Source organism: Phenylobacterium sp., assembly GCF_037968635.1.
GTDB lineage: Bacteria > Pseudomonadota > Alphaproteobacteria > Caulobacterales > Caulobacteraceae > Phenylobacterium.
Map to the genome: position 1 here is coordinate 25971 of NZ_JBBKVV010000079.1, position 15696 is coordinate 41666.

At 66.6% G+C, this 15696-nt stretch carries 18 protein-coding genes and 1 riboswitch; of the genes, 13 read left to right on the top strand and 5 right to left on the bottom strand.

Annotated features, from left to right (window positions below; translation table 11 throughout):
- Positions 1-9: 9 nt before the first annotated feature.
- The 5 genes from AAC997_RS09665 to AAC997_RS09685 form a co-directional block, all read right to left on the bottom strand.
- Complete coding sequence (locus AAC997_RS09665) at positions 10-342, bottom strand: hypothetical protein (protein ID WP_340645487.1); 333 nt, start codon at positions 340-342, stop codon at positions 10-12.
- Complete coding sequence (locus AAC997_RS09670; RefSeq protein ID WP_340645488.1) at positions 342-1148, bottom strand: hypothetical protein; 807 nt, start codon at positions 1146-1148, stop codon at positions 342-344. Before AAC997_RS09670 ends, AAC997_RS09665 begins: the two co-directional genes overlap by 1 nt.
- Before the next feature lie 52 nt (positions 1149-1200).
- The gene (locus tag AAC997_RS09675; RefSeq protein WP_340645489.1) at positions 1201-2652 is read right to left on the bottom strand and encodes a cobyric acid synthase; all 1452 of its coding nucleotides are present in this window, start codon (positions 2650-2652) and stop codon (positions 1201-1203) included.
- A gap of 57 nt (positions 2653-2709) precedes the next feature.
- A complete protein-coding gene (locus tag AAC997_RS09680; protein ID WP_340645490.1) occupies positions 2710-4710 on the bottom strand; it encodes a TonB-dependent receptor in 2001 nt (666 codons plus the stop codon).
- Positions 4711-4864: 154 nt separating this feature from the next.
- A riboswitch (cobalamin riboswitch) is annotated at positions 4865-5058 on the bottom strand.
- A gap of 99 nt (positions 5059-5157) precedes the next feature.
- A complete protein-coding gene (locus AAC997_RS09685) occupies positions 5158-6528 on the bottom strand; it encodes a HEPN-associated N-terminal domain-containing protein (protein ID WP_340645491.1) in 1371 nt (456 codons plus the stop codon).
- Positions 6529-6768: 240 nt separating this feature from the next.
- Here AAC997_RS09685 and AAC997_RS09690 point away from each other — a divergent pair, with 240 nt between their 5' ends.
- The 13 genes from AAC997_RS09690 (at position 6769) to AAC997_RS09750 (ending at position 15629) form a co-directional block, all read left to right on the top strand.
- Positions 6769-7065, top strand: a complete 297-nt coding sequence (locus AAC997_RS09690) for a type II toxin-antitoxin system RelE/ParE family toxin (protein ID WP_340645492.1) — start codon at positions 6769-6771, stop codon at positions 7063-7065.
- An 18-nt stretch (positions 7066-7083) separates the two neighbouring features.
- Positions 7084-8193 carry a HigA family addiction module antitoxin gene (locus AAC997_RS09695; RefSeq protein WP_340645493.1) on the top strand — a complete coding sequence of 370 codons (1110 nt, stop codon included), beginning with the start codon at positions 7084-7086 and terminating at the stop codon, positions 8191-8193.
- Between the two features lie 7 nt (positions 8194-8200).
- Entirely contained in the window at positions 8201-8695 is a 495-nt protein-coding gene (locus AAC997_RS09700; RefSeq protein ID WP_340645494.1) for a hypothetical protein, read from the top strand.
- A gap of 104 nt (positions 8696-8799) precedes the next feature.
- Positions 8800-8955 carry a hypothetical protein gene (locus tag AAC997_RS09705; RefSeq protein ID WP_340645495.1) on the top strand — a complete coding sequence of 52 codons (156 nt, stop codon included), beginning with the start codon at positions 8800-8802 and terminating at the stop codon, positions 8953-8955.
- Positions 8956-9099: 144 nt separating this feature from the next.
- Positions 9100-9450 carry a hypothetical protein gene (locus AAC997_RS09710; protein WP_340645496.1) on the top strand — a complete coding sequence of 117 codons (351 nt, stop codon included), beginning with the start codon at positions 9100-9102 and terminating at the stop codon, positions 9448-9450.
- Between the two features lie 208 nt (positions 9451-9658).
- Positions 9659-9853 (top strand): hypothetical protein, encoded by a 195-nt coding sequence (locus AAC997_RS09715; RefSeq protein ID WP_340645497.1) that lies wholly within the window; start codon positions 9659-9661, stop codon positions 9851-9853.
- 52 nt (positions 9854-9905) lie between these two features.
- A complete protein-coding gene (locus tag AAC997_RS09720) occupies positions 9906-10100 on the top strand; it encodes a hypothetical protein (protein ID WP_340645498.1) in 195 nt (64 codons plus the stop codon).
- A 95-nt stretch (positions 10101-10195) separates the two neighbouring features.
- A complete protein-coding gene (locus AAC997_RS09725) occupies positions 10196-10558 on the top strand; it encodes an MmcQ/YjbR family DNA-binding protein (RefSeq protein ID WP_340645499.1) in 363 nt (120 codons plus the stop codon).
- A 226-nt stretch (positions 10559-10784) separates the two neighbouring features.
- Positions 10785-11324: an HD domain-containing protein gene (locus AAC997_RS09730; protein WP_340645500.1), complete on the top strand. Its 540-nt coding sequence runs from the start codon at positions 10785-10787 to the stop codon at positions 11322-11324.
- A 338-nt stretch (positions 11325-11662) separates the two neighbouring features.
- Positions 11663-13090: a circularly permuted type 2 ATP-grasp protein gene (locus tag AAC997_RS09735; RefSeq protein WP_340645501.1), complete on the top strand. Its 1428-nt coding sequence runs from the start codon at positions 11663-11665 to the stop codon at positions 13088-13090.
- Between the two features lie 23 nt (positions 13091-13113).
- Entirely contained in the window at positions 13114-14055 is a 942-nt protein-coding gene (locus AAC997_RS09740) for an alpha-E domain-containing protein (protein WP_340645502.1), read from the top strand.
- Between the two features lie 4 nt (positions 14056-14059).
- Positions 14060-14863 (top strand): transglutaminase family protein, encoded by an 804-nt coding sequence (locus AAC997_RS09745; protein ID WP_340645503.1) that lies wholly within the window; start codon positions 14060-14062, stop codon positions 14861-14863.
- Positions 14864-14894: 31 nt separating this feature from the next.
- Positions 14895-15629, top strand: a complete 735-nt coding sequence (locus AAC997_RS09750) for a peptidase (RefSeq protein ID WP_340645504.1) — start codon at positions 14895-14897, stop codon at positions 15627-15629.
- Positions 15630-15696: the final 67 nt, after the last annotated feature.

Below are 15696 nucleotides of genomic sequence, written 5' to 3' on the forward strand. Positions count from 1 at the left end.
TTCACTCCCTTAGGCGACGTCCTCCAGCACCAGGGTCGCGGCGCCCGGCGTCAGGTCAGCCTGGCGCAGGGTCATCTGGCTGACCAGCTCGGCGCCGTTGCGATGGGCCAGCAGGGCCGGATGACCGGTGAACCCCTGCCCCGCCTCCGGCAGCCAGGTCAGCCGTTCGCCGCCGTCCAGCATGCCGTGAGGTATGGCGCGGATCGAGAGCCGCGCCAGGTGCGGGATGGGGTCGGCGGGACCCAGGTCCGGACCCCAATAGACCAAGCGCGGCGCGGCGACCTCGGTGGTGAGGAAGACCAGGCTCTCAGCCCCGCCGTCCAGCCGGAAACCCTGAGCCATCAGGCGGCGGCCTTCGGAGTCATGACCAGCCAAGGCGTTGGGCGAATGCGCCACTCCCACACCGCGATCAGGTGGTCGAGATGACCCTGCGCGGCCAGCCATTCGGGCAGCGGTACGCTCTTGCCCTGCTGATCCAGACGCTGGATGTCGTGGGTGGCGGCGAACCGATCACGCAGGCGTTCCAGCACGCCGGGCCTGTAGACGTCGTGGGTCTCCACGATCAGGCTCATCCGGGCCAGGGCGGGCGAAAGATCGGGGCGCAGCAGGTCGTCCTCAGCCCCCTCCACATCCATCATCACCAGGCACTTGCGGTCGGCGAAGGCCTCGAAGCCGGTGGGGGTGAAGAGTTCGCCGATGATCACCCGGTCGCCCACCTCGTTCTTGGCGGCGAGTTCGGCGCAGGCCTGCCGGGCCTTCTCGACGATGTCATAGGCATGGACGGTGACGCCTGGCATCAGGCGCGCCAGGCCCACGGCGTAGTAACCCTCGGCGCAGCCCACATCGATGACGCAGTCGAACCCCTCGGCGGCGAACCGGGCGATGGCGGGATGAAGTTCTGATTCGTAGGAGCCCAGCAGGCGCGGGGCCAGCGCCCCCTCAGTGGCCTCGCCCACATACTCCATGCCGGCGAAGGGGCCGTTGAGAATCCTGGCCCCCTCGCGACGCAGCAGAGCCTCGGCGATCAGCCGCGAACGCCAGATGGCCAGCACCCGCAGGACCGTGCCGAGTTCGGGCTCGCTCGCCAGGGGCGGATCGCGGGCCACCCGGGCCTTGATCCAGGCCGCCACGGTTTCGAAGTTGCTCATCGCCCGACCATAGCCGGGCGCCCCGGGCGCAGGCCAGACGCTCAATGCAAGCTCAGGGGCGCAGGCCCGCGATGGCGGCCAGGGTCTCGATGTCGAACGCCTGCTCCAAGGCCGTCGCCAGGTCGTCCAGAGCGCCGTCCACCAGAACGCCGTGGTCACCGCCTTGCGATGCCGCGCCAAGCTGCGCCAGCAGGGCGGCCCGCGCCGGCGCGGCGTTGAAGAGGCCGTGGACATAGGCCCCGGCGATCTTGCCGTCCGCGGAGACCGCACCGCCAGGGACGCCGTCATCACCCCTCAGGAACGGCCGCGCGAGGCCAGGCCCCGTGGTGCGCCCCAGGTGGATCTCGTAACCCTCGAACCTGGCCCCGCCGGTGAGCCGGCCGGCTGTCGGGCGCAGCACCTTGTCGCCCGCCAGTACGGTCTCGACCTCCAGCAGGCCAAGGCCCACCGCGCATCCGGCCGGCCCCTCCAGGCCTGACGGATCGGCCACCTCCCGCCCCAGCATCTGGAAGCCGCCGCAGATCCCCAGCACCGCGCCGCCGCGCCGGACGTGGGCGGCGATGTCGATGTCCCAGCCCTCCCCCCGCAGGAAGGCGAGATCGGCCAGGGTGGACTTGGTCCCGGGCAGGATCACCAGGTCGGCGTCGCCCGGCAGGGCGGTCCCAGGGGGCACGAACACCAGGTCCACATCCGGCTCGGCGCGCAGGGGATCGAGGTCGTCGAAATTGGCGATCCGCGACAGCAGGGGCACGGCGATCTTCGTCTTCGCGCCGGTGGGCCGGTCGAAGACCAGGGCGTCCTCGGCGGGCAGCCGACGGGCCGCCGCCAGCCAGGGCGCCATGCCGCAATCGCGCCAGCCGGTGCGGGCCGCGATCTCCGCGCGGCCGGCGTCGAACAGGGCCGGGTCGCCGCGGAACTTGTTGATCAGGAAGCCTTTGATCATCGCCGCGTCGTCCGCATCGAGCACCGCGTGGGCGCCCACGAGGGCTGCGATCACGTGGCCCCGGTCGATGTCGCCCACCAGGACGACGGGGACGCGCGCCGCGCGGGCGAAGCCCATATTGGCGATGTCGCCGGCCCGCAGATTGGTCTCGGCGGGGCTGCCGGCGCCCTCCACCAGGACCAGGTCATGGGCGGCCTCCAGGCGGGCGAAGCTGTCCAGCACGACCTCCAGCCATTCCCCTTTGCGGGCCTGGTAGGCGGCGGCTTCGAAGGTCCCGGCCACCTGGCCCCGGATCACAACCTGGGCGCCGGTATCGCTCTGGGGCTTGAGCAGGACGGGGTTCATGTCGACGGTGGGGGGCACGCGGCAGGCCAGGGCCTGGAGGGCCTGGGCGCGGCCGATCTCGCCGCCGTCAGCGGTCACCGCGGCGTTGTTGGACATGTTCTGCGGCTTGAAGGGGGCCACCCTCAGACCCCGGTTGGCGAACAGCCGGCAGAGGCCGGCCACCAGCACCGACTTGCCCACATCGGACCCGCAGCCCTGGATCATCAGCGCGGCCAAACCGTCCTCCAGACGAGCTGCGGCGAGGGCCCTCCCCCGCCGCAAACCCTTACGCCATCAGAACTTGGCGCGCACGCCCAGGGTGGCGGTGCGCCCCACGGTCCCGTAGTTGCGGACCGTTTCGTAGCTGTCGTCGAAGACGTTATCGACCCGGCCATAGACCTCGAAGGTGTCGTTCACCGGGTAGGCCGCGCGCAGGTCCAGCAGGGTGTAGCTCTGCAGGACGTAGCTGTTGGCGGCATTGTCGAAGCTGGCCCCGACGTGGCGAATGGCGGCCGTCGTGGATGGACCAGATGGCCACCTGTAGGTCGCCGCCAGGTTGGCCTGGTGCTGCGGCCGCCGCGCCAGTTCGCGGCCGGAATTGGGGCCCGCCGAGCGGTTCTCCGTATGGGTCCAGGTGTAGTTGGCGTCGAGCTCCAGGGGGCCCAGATCGGCGGCGGCCACCAGCTCAACCCCATGCGCAGCAGTCTTTGCGGTGTTGTCGTAGTAGCCGAAGCGGGCCACGCCGCCGGGGTTGCAGACCGGCGCCGGCGACCCGAAGGTGCAGGAGACGAAGTCGATCTGGTTCTCCGTTTCGCGGCCGAAACCGGTGGCCGCCACCCTCAGCCATCCATCGCCGACGGTGTGCTCGATCCCGAGGTCCCAGGCGTCGGCCTGTTCGGCGGCCAGCCCCAGATTCCCGTACGCGCTATAGAGCTGATAGAGGGTCGGGGCCTTGAATCCTTGGCCAAAACTGGCGCGCAAGATGGTCGCCTCGCCAAGAGACCAGGCGGCCGCCACCTGTCCCAGGGTGTGATCGCCGAAGGTGTCGTGGCTGTCGCGCCGCAGGCCGACGGTGACCGACAAGTGATCGCTGAGGTCCCCGCGAACCTGGCCATAGAGGCTGTCGATGGCGACCTTGGCCGTCGCCGCCGCCGGGTTGGGATCAAAGGCCGAGGGCGCGCGGGTGCGGAACGAGGCGGTCTCCCGCTCGGCGCCGAAGGTGGCGGTCCAGGCCGGCGCGATTTCGAAGCTCCCCTGGTGCTCCCAGCGCCGGTTGCGGCCGGTGGAGTCGAAGGTGAGCGGTGTCACCGCCTGGGCCGGGTCATAGTTCAGGCTGTCGGAATTGGTGTAGCCGAAGGCCAGGCGGTTCTTCAGCCGCCCGTCGAGCAGCGCCACGTTCAACCCGGCATAGGCCACCAGCTCCTCGATCTGCGCATACTGGCCGCTGTCGGCGAACGCATAGGCCGGCGGCGGGAAGCCGTCGAAGTCGTTGCGGCTCTTGGTATAGACCGCCCGCAGGTCCAGGGAGAGGGCGTCGGTGGCGATCACCCGGGCCCGCCCGCTGACCGCCGTGGTCCGCGCCCCGTCGTCCTCCGCCCCGCCGGCGAAGGACGAGACCCCGTCGGTGGTGTTGTGGCTGGCCGACAGCCGCCAGACCAGGTGGTCGCTGATCCCGCCCGCCGCGCCGCGCAGATAGTAGCTGTTCTGGGTCCCGGCCTCGGCCTGCAGCGCGGCCTCGAACGGCGCGGTCGGCTCGGCGGTGACGATGTTGACCACCCCGCCGATGGCCTGGCTGCCCCACAGGGTCGACTGGGCGCCGCGCAGGATCTCGATGCGCGCCACGTCGCCGGTCAGCAGGCCCGCGAAATTATAGCCGCCGCCGGGCGCCGAGGGGTCGTTGATCTTCACCCCGTCCACCACGGCCACGGTCTGGTCGCCCTCCGCCCCGCGGATGCGGATGGTGGTGATGCCGCCCGGCCCGCCGTTGCGGGAATAGGCCACGCCGACCGTGCGCGAGATCAGGTCGGAGACCAGCACCTGCTGGCTGGCCGCGATGGCGGCCTGGTTCAGCACGGTGACCGATTGGCCGACCTTGGCGGCGTCCTGCGGCCCGCGGGCGGCGGTGACGATCAGCTCGCTGACCGGGTTGGCGGCCTCGGCCCCGGCGGCGTCGGGGGTGGGTGTCACCGACACAGGCGCGCGGTCATCGGCGAACGCGGCGGTGGCGATGAGAACGGCCACGGCGAGCGTCACGGACGCCCGCGCGGCGGCGGTGGAGTAGAGATAGGTCTTCATGGGTCTTGCCCCTTCATCTGACGACGAGCCGCCACACGGCGACAGGACGTCACGACCCCGGGGTGGGGGCGCGGGCGCACGATCGCCGGGCCACGGCCCAACAAACGTCGCCTCTCGGGACTGATCCCCGTTCGCTCGGCGCACCCCGGCCGGTCGAAGGACGACTGCGTCAGGCAGGTCTCCTGGCTCACGGGTCAACGCCCATTGCGCGCCGCCTTCCCAGACCCCGAAGGACCCAGTGGCTGATGGCGCGCGGACTCGCCGCTTACAGTTGCGGGGGCAGCCCAGGTGTCTCACCTGAGTTCCCTTTTCATCTCCTCGCGGAGAACCTGTCGCAGGGGGGGTTTATGGCGAAGGTCGGGGTGAGGTCAATGTGGGGGTGCGCCAACGGACGTGGGGGCGCGCGAACGGGCATTTATGGCCGTGAGGTCGTGCGCGCCACGACGCTCAGCCTTCCGTCCAAGTCATCCGCCCCCTACGCACCCGAACGAGTCTCCGGCACGGCGAGCGCGGTCGAAATCGAAGGATCGGATCGCGGCCCCAACTCTCTCGCGATCCAACGATCTCACGCGCAGACACGAACAGCGCCACGCAGGCGCCACTATCCTGCCGGGTGCTAGGGTAAAGCACCCCATCGAGCCACTCTCCGTCTGCCGTGCGGAACACCCGGCGTATGTATTCGGTGACGATCTGCGATGGCACGTAGTCGATATGCTCACGTCCGTCTCGTGTGACCGGCCGAGAAATCTCCTCTCGAAACGCCTCCACAAACCCGGGGAGGCCCCGCGCGAGCCGAGGAACACCGTCGAAGATCGACGCGTGCGGCACCGGCCGGTCGGAGCGGAGATCGAGCAACCGCAGGGGACGGACAGGAGAGAAGGCTCCGAGGGCAACACGACCGCTGCGGTCCGTACTTTCACGAAGCGCCGTGGCTTCGTCCAGCGCAGCATAGAAATGCGCGATGCCGGCGGGACTCATACGGTTGGCCGGCGGGCCCGTGTCGGTCTCCGGGGGGGGGCCGAGATCGTCGGCCGTGGCGAACCAAGGCTCACCGGGCTTAAGGGCCCGCGCGCGAAAGAGCTTGGTCCGCACGCCCAGCGTAGTAATCAGCCCGCAAGTTTCGGCCGCGTCTCCGAAGAGGTCGAGCATGTCCGTCGAGCTGACCAGGGTCGAGTCCTGCGTATCGAACAGCCGCCGCCCCTGCTCGTCCGGGCGCAGGAACATGAAGCGAGAGGTGTGCTTCACGTAACTGCAGAAGCTGGTCCAGCTGACCTCGAGATGCTGTTCCGGGAGGAAGCGGGCCTGATCACTTTCGCACCAGCGCAAGTCTGGATCGAAGGCGTCCACGATCGCGTCGAACAGGTTCTGCTCGACCACCAACCAGTCGGCCAGAAGCTCCTCATTGTCGTAGACGGTCCCAGCGAAACCGGACTCGCTTTCGGGATCCAGGAACAGCACGTTCTCGGGCTGGTCGTAGTCTTGGCGAAGGCAGCCTTCGATGTAAGGTACCAACTCAGCGAAGGGCGCGGCCCGCGGCGTCCGATAGCGGCGCCCGCAGAAATCGCAGCGAAGGGCCTCGGCAAAGTAGGTGATGAAGCGTGCGAGCCCGGCATCGCTGACGCAAGCGTCGCAGACCTGTCGTAAATCGTCGGGACGACTTCTTGATTTCCAGGCCACCACCTCCGCCCAGTCGCCGAACGGCAGATCGTCTTCGAACCAGCGGCGTCGAGGCTCCGGCTCTGGTGCCAGTTCCCCCCAGTGGCCGAGACCTAGGCCAAACGCATCAGCCTCTGGAAGGTCAAGTTGGTCGTCGGCCACGGGCCTCACAACCGACTCAAGGTCGAACAGCTCCTCGGTCGGCCTGCTGGCCGCCAAGAGAGCAGTGGAGTCGACGGCGTGCCCCGCTGGCGGAACTGCGGGCGCCGCCAAAACTGCGCGATTTCGCCGAGGACGGCCGAGAAACGTTGCATCGCCCACCTTCTGTCCCTGCGCTACGGAACTTAACGCCTTGCGTTAAGTTGGCTTGACGATTAGATTGCAACGGAATAATCGCGGTGCATGGATTTGGTCTTCGAAGATGAACGCTTGGCTCTAATCGAAACGGACCAAGCGGCGCAGACGAAGTTGCCGGTGGCGGTTATCCAGTCCGCACGCCGGAAGCTAAACGCGATTCGTGCCGCTACGGACGAACGGACGTTGCGAAGCTGGAAGAGCCTCCACTACGAAAAACTGAATGGTAGCCGCCGCGATCAGCGGTCGATCCGTTTAAACGACCAGTGGAGGCTTGTCTTTCTCCTCGATGATCAGTGCTCGCCACAACGAGTAATTGTAATCGGCGTTGAAGACTACCACTGAGGCGCGGGGAGCCTGAGTATGAACATGAAGTACGTATCACTTGACCCACCAGGGTCATACATCAAGGAAGAATTGGAGGCTCGGGGCTGGCAACAGCGCGACCTTTGTTTCGTTTTGGGGATGGGCGAGCAGCAGCTGAGCCGAATTCTCTCCGGTCGACAGTCAATTACGCCGGATTTGGCTCGTCAGCTGGGGGACGCCTTTGACGTGCCTGCCGAGTTCTTTGCCAACCTTCAGAAGCAATACGATCTTTCCAACGCGAAGGAGCCTGATCCGGGCATCAAGACCCGTGCGGCGCTTCAGGCGCTTTATCCGATCCGGGAAATGATCAAGCGCGGTTGGATCGAGGACGCCGAACCTTCCCTTCTGCAGTTGCAGATCGCGCGGTTCATCGAGGCTGACGATCTGAACGAAGCGCCGAGGTACGCTATGGCCGCCAAGAAGGCGGACTACAGTAACGACCCACCAGCGCAGATAGCCTGGCTCTTCCGCGTTCGTCAGCTTTCTCGTCAACTGAAGGCACCTGCCTATTCGGTCGACAAGTTGCGGGAGCTTATCCCGCAATTGCGGCCAATGATGATCGACCCAGAGTCGGTCAAGGATGTTCCGCGCCTGCTGCTGGAGTGCGGTGTTCGCGTGGTCATCGTCGAGTGGCTGCCGGGATCAAAGATCCACGGAGTCTGTACATGGCTGGATGACGACAGTCCGGTAATTGGGCTCTCGACACTTCGCGACACGCTCGACAACTTCTGGTTCGTACTTCGTCATGAGATTGAGCATGTGCTGAATGGCGAGGGCAAAGAGCGGGCGATATTCGATAGCGATGAGGAACTGACGACCAGCGTCGCCGCAGAAGAGCGCCGAGCGAATGATGCGGCGAGTGAGTTCTGTGTTCCACGGGATCGAGTGCGGTCCTTCCACCAGCGGAAGTATCCCTACATTGCCGAGCGGGATGTCGTGAATTTCGCGGCGGTCCAAGAGGTACACCCGGCAATTGTTGTCGGACAACTCCAGCACCTCATGAACCGCCATAACTGGCTGAGAAAGTTCCAAGTGCCGGTTAGAAAATACCTCGTTGAGACACCCTTCAGCGATGGCTGGGGTCAGATTGCGCCAGCAAACCTATAGGTGATTCATGGCTAATTTCACTCAACAGATGATTGACGTCTTTGACCGCTACGCTGCGGAAGTAGATGCGACCCCGACGCCCTTAGAAGACGTGGCGCATTGGGCTGTCATGAACGGGCTATATCGCCCCAACCTCAAGACCGTCGTGCAACTCTGCCGTGACGACATGGCGAATGCGCTCCGTCAGGACAAGCGCGTTGACGAGGAAGGGCGCACGTACCGCGCCAAGCTCTCGGTGCGCACCTCCATTGGTGGAACACAACTCAGTCTGTGGGCCGATGCCGACTTGGCGCCACGGTCTTTCATTGAACGGTCCGTCCACCAGCAACGCCGCCAGATCGCTGGTGACTGCTACCAGCTGAAACAAAACGTGGATCACTTCAATTTCGCGCGCGGAGGCGACACCCCAATTCAGCTGGTCTTGGACTTCACCGACGACGTGGCCGAACTTGAGGCGGCCCACGGGGGGACCAGGGACGAGGACGACGAAGCGGCGGCTTGAGCGCGCACGGCTCCGGCGCACGAAGGTTCATTCCAACCTAAACGGCGACGCAACGAAGGTTTCTACAGGGCCTCGGCCCTTGGACCCACTGGGAGGAGCCCCTCATGCCCACCCTCGCCACCTGCCACTGCGCCGCCGTCCGCCTCACCTGTGAGGCCGCGCCGGTCGAGGTGACCGAGTGCACCTGCTCCATCTGCCGGCGGTATGGGGTGCTGTGGGCCGAGCCGGGGCAGGTGCGGATCGAGGGTGGAGGTCTATGAGGGGGCGGGTTTCATCGCCGTGTCGCCTGCGGCGGCGTCACTCCCTGGAGCGCCGGCCGTGAACCGGATGGGGGCGGTTGTGGCCGCCGCGCGGCAGCGGGCGCCTGGATGGGACCGAGCGGTACATCGACTGAGGGGGGCCGCATGAGGTTCTTTCGACCCACTCTGCTGATCGTCCTGGCGGCGGTGCTGGGCACGACGGCGCTGTCGGCGCTGGCGTTCCATGAGGTGTCGCGGGTGAGCTTCATCGCCCTGCCCTTCGCGATCCTGGGAACCGTCGTGGTGGCGACGGCCTGCGGGTGGCTGGTGGAGGCCGGTTGGGTGCGGTGGTTCGCCTATGTCCTGACGGTGGTCCTGGGCGCCGGGCTGGGGGCGGTGCTGAGCCTGATGAGCGGGACCCCGATGCTGTTCGGGGTGAGCTATGGCAGCGCCTGCGCGGTCGCCTGGGTCGTGCTCGACGTCGTCGCGCCGGGGCGGGGGCGCGCCGCCCTCTGATCCGGGGCGGAGATCATGGGTCCTCGGGCGAGGATGACGGGCTGAGTTTGGGCGTAGATGGGTTTGAATATATCCGGGCGTGGATGTCGTGTTTTCAGTAACAGCGACATTCTGCATTTTCGGAGGTAGAATTGTTGAACATCTCTCTTGAGATATGCTGCATCTTCGCCAAATTTGACATTTTTACACCTATGGCCTACTATGGGTCATGCTTATTGAACAGAGACAGTATCCGCTTACGAACTCCTTCCGCGAACGTAAACTCTCCGTCATCTCACGTGACGTTCTGGCCGACCTGGGCATGACCCCGGGTCAGATCCGCGCCTATGGCGCCTTTGGCGCCGGGCCGGTCCGGCGATCGACCGACGAAGACCGGCGTGTCGGGGCCTTGAGCCTGGCCTGACGACGCCCGACCGCTTCGACGCTCCGATCTTCGCCACCCGAGAGGCCCCTTGATGACCAAGCCCAATATTCACCCCACCCTGCACACCGGCGAACTGCTGCTGAACCTGCCGCGGGCCGAGTACCGGCCCGCCCTGGTGATGGTGGCCGAACAGCTGCGCAGCTTCAGCGCGCACCCGCGCCTGGCGCGCGACGAGGCCGACGCCGCCGAGACCCTGCTGGAGCGGGTGGAGACCCGGCTGGCCTGAGCGCCCGCCCGCGCCGAGGAGAGACCTGGAGGTTGTGGCCGGCGCGCGGCTGCGGCATCTGGAAGGGCGCGGAACCGGCGCGAGGGGGGTAGGCGATGATGAGCACCGATCCGGAGGGGGCGTTGGCGCGGGTGCGGGGGTTGGCCCTGGGCCATCCCGAGACCGACGAGGTGATCTCGCACGGCATCCCGGCGTTCCGGGTGGCGGGCAAGATGTTCGCCTATTGGCGTCACGACCATCATGGGGACGGCAGGACCGTGGTCTGCGTGAAGACCCGCGGCCGCGATGAGCAGGAGATGCTGATCGAAGCCGACCCGGAGCTGTTCAGCCGGCCGGCCTATCTGTGGCCGTCGGGCTGGGTGGCGATGAGCGTGGTCGGCGGCGACTGGGACCATGTGGCGGGGCGGCTGGCGGCGAGCTGGCGGCTGGCGGCGCCGAAGCGGCTCTTGAAGGTCTGAGCCTTCTCCCCTTGCGGGAGAAGGTGGCCCTGCGGAGCAGGGTCGGATGAGGGGTCACGCTCCGCTGTCCGTGCGAGCCGCAACGATTCAACCCGACAGGCTTGTGTGACCCCTCATCCGACCGGTCTCCGACCGGCCACCTTCTCCCGCAAGGGGAGAAGGACGCTTGGTTGTCGAGGCCTTGCTGGGTTACGATCCCGGCCAACGAGATCAAAGGGAGAGCACCATGTTCACCGACATGCGCCAGGGGACCCAGGAGCACTGGAAGGTGATCGGCGGGGAGCACCGCGTGCACCAGCAGACCACCGCGCCGATGCAGATCATGGACACCCTGCGCCGGCTGGAGCCGATGGTGCTGGGCTTCTCCGCCAACCAGCTGACCCACAGCCTGATGGCCGGCACCCTGGCCCGTCGTGACGGGGCCACCGACGAGGAGGTCGTGGCCGCCCTGTGCCACGACATCGGCAAGGTGCTGTCGATCCCCAACCACGGGCCGATCGCCGCCGAGATGCTGAAGCCCTATGTCAGCGACGACATCTATCACGCCATCTACTGGCACCAGGATTTCCAGGGCGCCTATTATTACGAGTTCATGGGCAAGTCGGGCCAGTTGCGGCAGAACTTCCGCGAGGAGAGCTGGTTTGCGATCGCCGAGAAGCTGGTGGACCGCTGGGACGCCCCGGCCTTTGACCCCGGCTTCGACGTCGATCCCCTGGAGAGCTTCGAGGACCAGGTGGTGAAGGTGTTTTCGTCGCCCAGGCGGTAGGGGCGGCCCCCTCTCATCCTCGGGCTTGTCCTGAGGATGACGGTCGAGGGGCGCATGCGCCGTGGACGGAGCAATTCGGGGAACCGGCGGTCGCGGCGGCGACTACAGCCCGGGCGACACCGCCTTTCCAGCAGAGAGTAGGTATAGGCCTGCGTCGAGCCTGTTCTCGCCGATGTAATTTCGCCTATTCGCGCGCGCCGACGCGGCAATACACTCCATGCCGACCAATTGTTCGGCGGGGTGGTCAAATTTTGCGCAATCCATCGCGCCTGTATTGAATATTCGTGCTTTTGTAGTTGAGATTGATATTTCTGCCCTTCTGTGGCAGAATATCGCTAATGACGGCAAATACTGAATTCTTCGATGAGATGCATGGCTTTGGCGGCGATACGCGGGAGCCCTATGCGGACTACGGAGGGTGGCTGACCCAGCAGGACGCCGCCCGGTTGCGGCGCAAGGGGCGTGACGCGGAGGATTTCTTCCGGCGCTCGGGCATCACCTTCAACGTCTATGGAGACGAGGACGCCGCCGAGCGGCTGATCCCCTTCGACATCGTGCCGCGGATCATCTCGGCGCGGGAATGGGCGCGGCTGACCCGGGGCATCGAGCAGCGGGTGCGGGCGATCAACGCCTTCCTGCACGACATCTATCATCGCCAGGAAATCCTGCGGGCCGGCCGGGTTCCCGTCGCCCTGATCGCCCAGAACGAGGCCTTCCTGCCGCAGATGATCGGGGTGAAGCCCCCCGGCGGGATCTATACCCACGTGGTGGGGGTCGACCTGGTGCGGACCGGCGAGGACGAGTTCTTCGTGCTGGAGGACAATGCGCGCACGCCCTCGGGGGTCTCGTACATGCTCGAGAACCGCGAATCGATGATGCAGATGTTCCCCGAGCTGTTCGCCAAGATCGCGGTGCGCGAGGTCAGCGACTATCCCAAGATGCTGCGCCGCAGCCTGGCGGCCTGCGCGCCGCAGGGAACCCAGGACACCCCGGTGGTGGCGGTGCTGACGCCGGGCATCCACAACTCGGCCTATTTCGAGCACTCGTTCCTGGCCGACCAGATGGGGGTGGAGCTGGTGGAGGGCCACGACCTGCGCATCGTGGGCGGCCGCGTCGCCATGCGCACGACCCAGGGCTATACCCCCATCGACGTGCTCTATCGCCGGATCGACGACGAGTTCCTCGACCCCCTGAACTTCAATCCGGACTCCATGCTGGGGGTCCCTGGGCTGTTCGACGCCTATCGCGCCGGGGCCATCACCATCGCCAATGCGCCGGGCACCGGCATCGCCGACGACAAGGCGATCTATTCCTACATGCCCGACATCATCGAGTTCTACACCGGCGAGAAGGCGATCCTGAAGAACGTCACCACCTGGCGCTGTTCGGAACCGCAGAGCCTGGCCTACGTGCTGGAGCATCTGGCCGAACTGGTGGTCAAGGAGGTGCACGGATCGGGGGGCTACGGCATGCTGGTGGGGCCTGCGGCCAGCCGCCGCGAGATCGCCGCCTTCGCCGCCAAGCTGAAGGCCAGGCCCGCCGCCTATATCGCCCAGCCCACCCTGGCGCTGTCCACCACCCCGGTGATGACCCGCAAGGGCCTGGCGCCGCGGCACGTCGACCTGCGCCCCTTCGTCCTGGTGTCCCCCAACCGGATCGACATCACCCCTGGCGGCCTGACGCGGGTGGCCCTGAAGGCGGGCTCCCTGGTGGTCAATTCCAGCCAGGGCGGCGGCACCAAGGACACCTGGGTGCTGGATGAATAGGCGCCGGATCGGGGAGGCCACCCATGCTTGGTAAGACCGCCGGCGGCCTCTACTGGATGTTCCGTTTCCTGGAGCGCAGCGAGAATATCGCCCGCCTGGTGGAGGCCGGATTCCGCATCGCCCTGACCCGTTCGGCCGCCGCCGAGGACGAGTGGGCCTCCGTCATCGCCACGGCCGGGGTGCGCCAGGCCTATCTGGCGCGCAACGACCAGTTCACCGCCGCCGGGGTGGTGGATTTCCTGCTGCGCGACCGCACCAATCCCTCCAGCGTGATGTCGGTGATCGACGCGGCCCGCAACAACGCCAAGCTGGTGCGCACCGCCCTGACCCGCGAGGTCTGGGAGGCCACCAACGAGTGCTGGATGACCATCAACGCGGTGCTGAAAAGCCCCGTGTCCCAGACCGACCTGCCCGACATCCTGGCGACCATCCGTCGGCAGAACGCCCTGGTGCGCGGCGCGCTGAGCGGCACCATGCTGCGCAACGACATCTTCAACTTCGCCCACATCGGCACCTATGTGGAACGGGCCGACAGCACCGCGCGCATCCTGGACGTGAAGTACTATGTCCTGCTGCCCTCGGTGTCCTTCATCGGCTCGTCCCTGGACAATGTGCAGTGGGAGACGATCCTGAGGTCGGTCTCGGCCCAGCGGGCCTATCGCTGGCTCAGCGACGGCGTCACCGATCCGCGGCAGATCGCCAGCCTGCTGATCTTCGACCAGCGCCTGCCCCGCTCCCTGGCCTTCTGCAGCTCGCGGATCAGCGAAAATCTCGACGCCCTGGCCCAGACCTACGGGACGCGGCTGGACTGCCACCGGCTCACCGACGAGCAGTGCGGCCTGTTCACCCGCAACTCCATCGAGACGATCTTCGAGTCGGGCCTGCACCAGTTCCTGGAGAACTTCATCACCTGCAACAACCTGCTCGGCGCCCAGATCGAGCGCGACTACCGGTTCAACGGATAGCTCCATGCGCCTGAAGATCACCCATCTGACCGAGTACGTGTACGACGCCCCGGTGGCCTACGCCCTGCAGCAGCTGCGGCTGACCCCCAAGGTCTCGGCGGGACAATCCATTCTCTCGTGGTCGACCCAGGTGGAGGGGGCCTCCAGGGAGGCGGCCTTCACCGACCAGCACAACAACCACGTCGAGCTGCTCTGTTACGAACCGCAGCGCCAGACCGTGAGCATCCTGTCCCAGGGCGAGGTGGAGACCGCCACCACCCACGGGGTGATCGGCCAGCACGGCGGCTACGCGCCCCTGTGGTACTTCCAGCGCCCCACCCGCCAGACCAAGGCCGGGCCGCTGATCCGGGGGCTGGTCAAGGCCCTGGGCAAGGGGTTCGACAACGATCCGGCCCGCCTGCACGGCCTGTCGGCGGCCATCCTGCAGGCTGTGACCTATGAGACCGGCAAGACCGATTTCACCACCTCGGCCGAACAGGCCCTGGAGGCCGGGCACGGGGTCTGCCAGGACCACGCCCACATCTTCGTCAGCGCCGCGCGGCTGCTGGGCTATCCGGCCCGCTATGTCGGCGGCTACCTGCTGATGGACGACCGGATCGAGCAGCAGGCCGGGCACGCCTGGGCCGAGGCCCACATCGAAGGCCTAGGTTGGGTGGGCTTCGACGTCTCCAACGGGGTCTCCCCCGACGAGCGCTATGTCCGGGTCTCCACCGGCCTGGACTATGGCGAGGCCGCGCCGATCTCCGGAATGATCTTCGGACAGACCCACGAGACCATGTCGGTCAGCCTGCGCGTCGAAGCGGCCTGATCCCCCCAAAACCAGACTGCGGTGACCCTCTATGACCTATTGCGTTGGCCTGCTGGTGAAGGCCGGCCTCGTCTTCATGTCCGACACCCGCACCAATTCCGGCGTCGACAACATCTCGGTCTATCGCAAGATGTTCAGCTGGACCCGGCCGGGCGAGCGGATGCTGACCCTGATGGCGGCCGGCAACCTGGCCACCACCCAGGCGGTGATCAGCCGCCTGGACGAACGGGCCAAGCTGCCGGAGGACCGCAACCCCTCCCTGCTGCAGGCGCCCACCATGTTCCAGGCCGCGGGTCTGGTGGGGGAAACCCTGAAGGAGGTTGTCCGCGCCCAGAAGGTCGAGGGCGAACCGCTGGCCTCGATGTTCAACGCCACCCTGATCCTCGGCGGTCAGATCCGCGGCTCGGCGCCGCGCCTGTTCCTGATCTATCCGGAGGGCAACTTCATCGAGGCGACGGTGGACACCCCCTTCCTGCAGATCGGCGAGGCCAAGTACGGCCGCCCGATCCTGGTGCGCGCGCACCGGCCCGACATGACCCTGCAGGAGGCCGCCAAGCTGCTGATGGTGTCCTTCGACTCCACCCTCAAGGCCAATCTGTCAGTGGGGATGCCCCTGGACGTGCAGATCTATGAGACCGACAGCTTCACCGCCGGCGCCGAACGGCGGATCGAAACCGGCGACGCCTATTTCAACACCATCTCCCGATCCTGGGGCACGTCCCTGAACGCCGCCTTCTCCGCCCTGCCCGATCCGGATTTTCCCTGACCCATTGAGCCCCACCTCGTCGGGCCGTTCCGGGTGACCGGACTTTCCCCCTGTCCGGCTGTTTCCG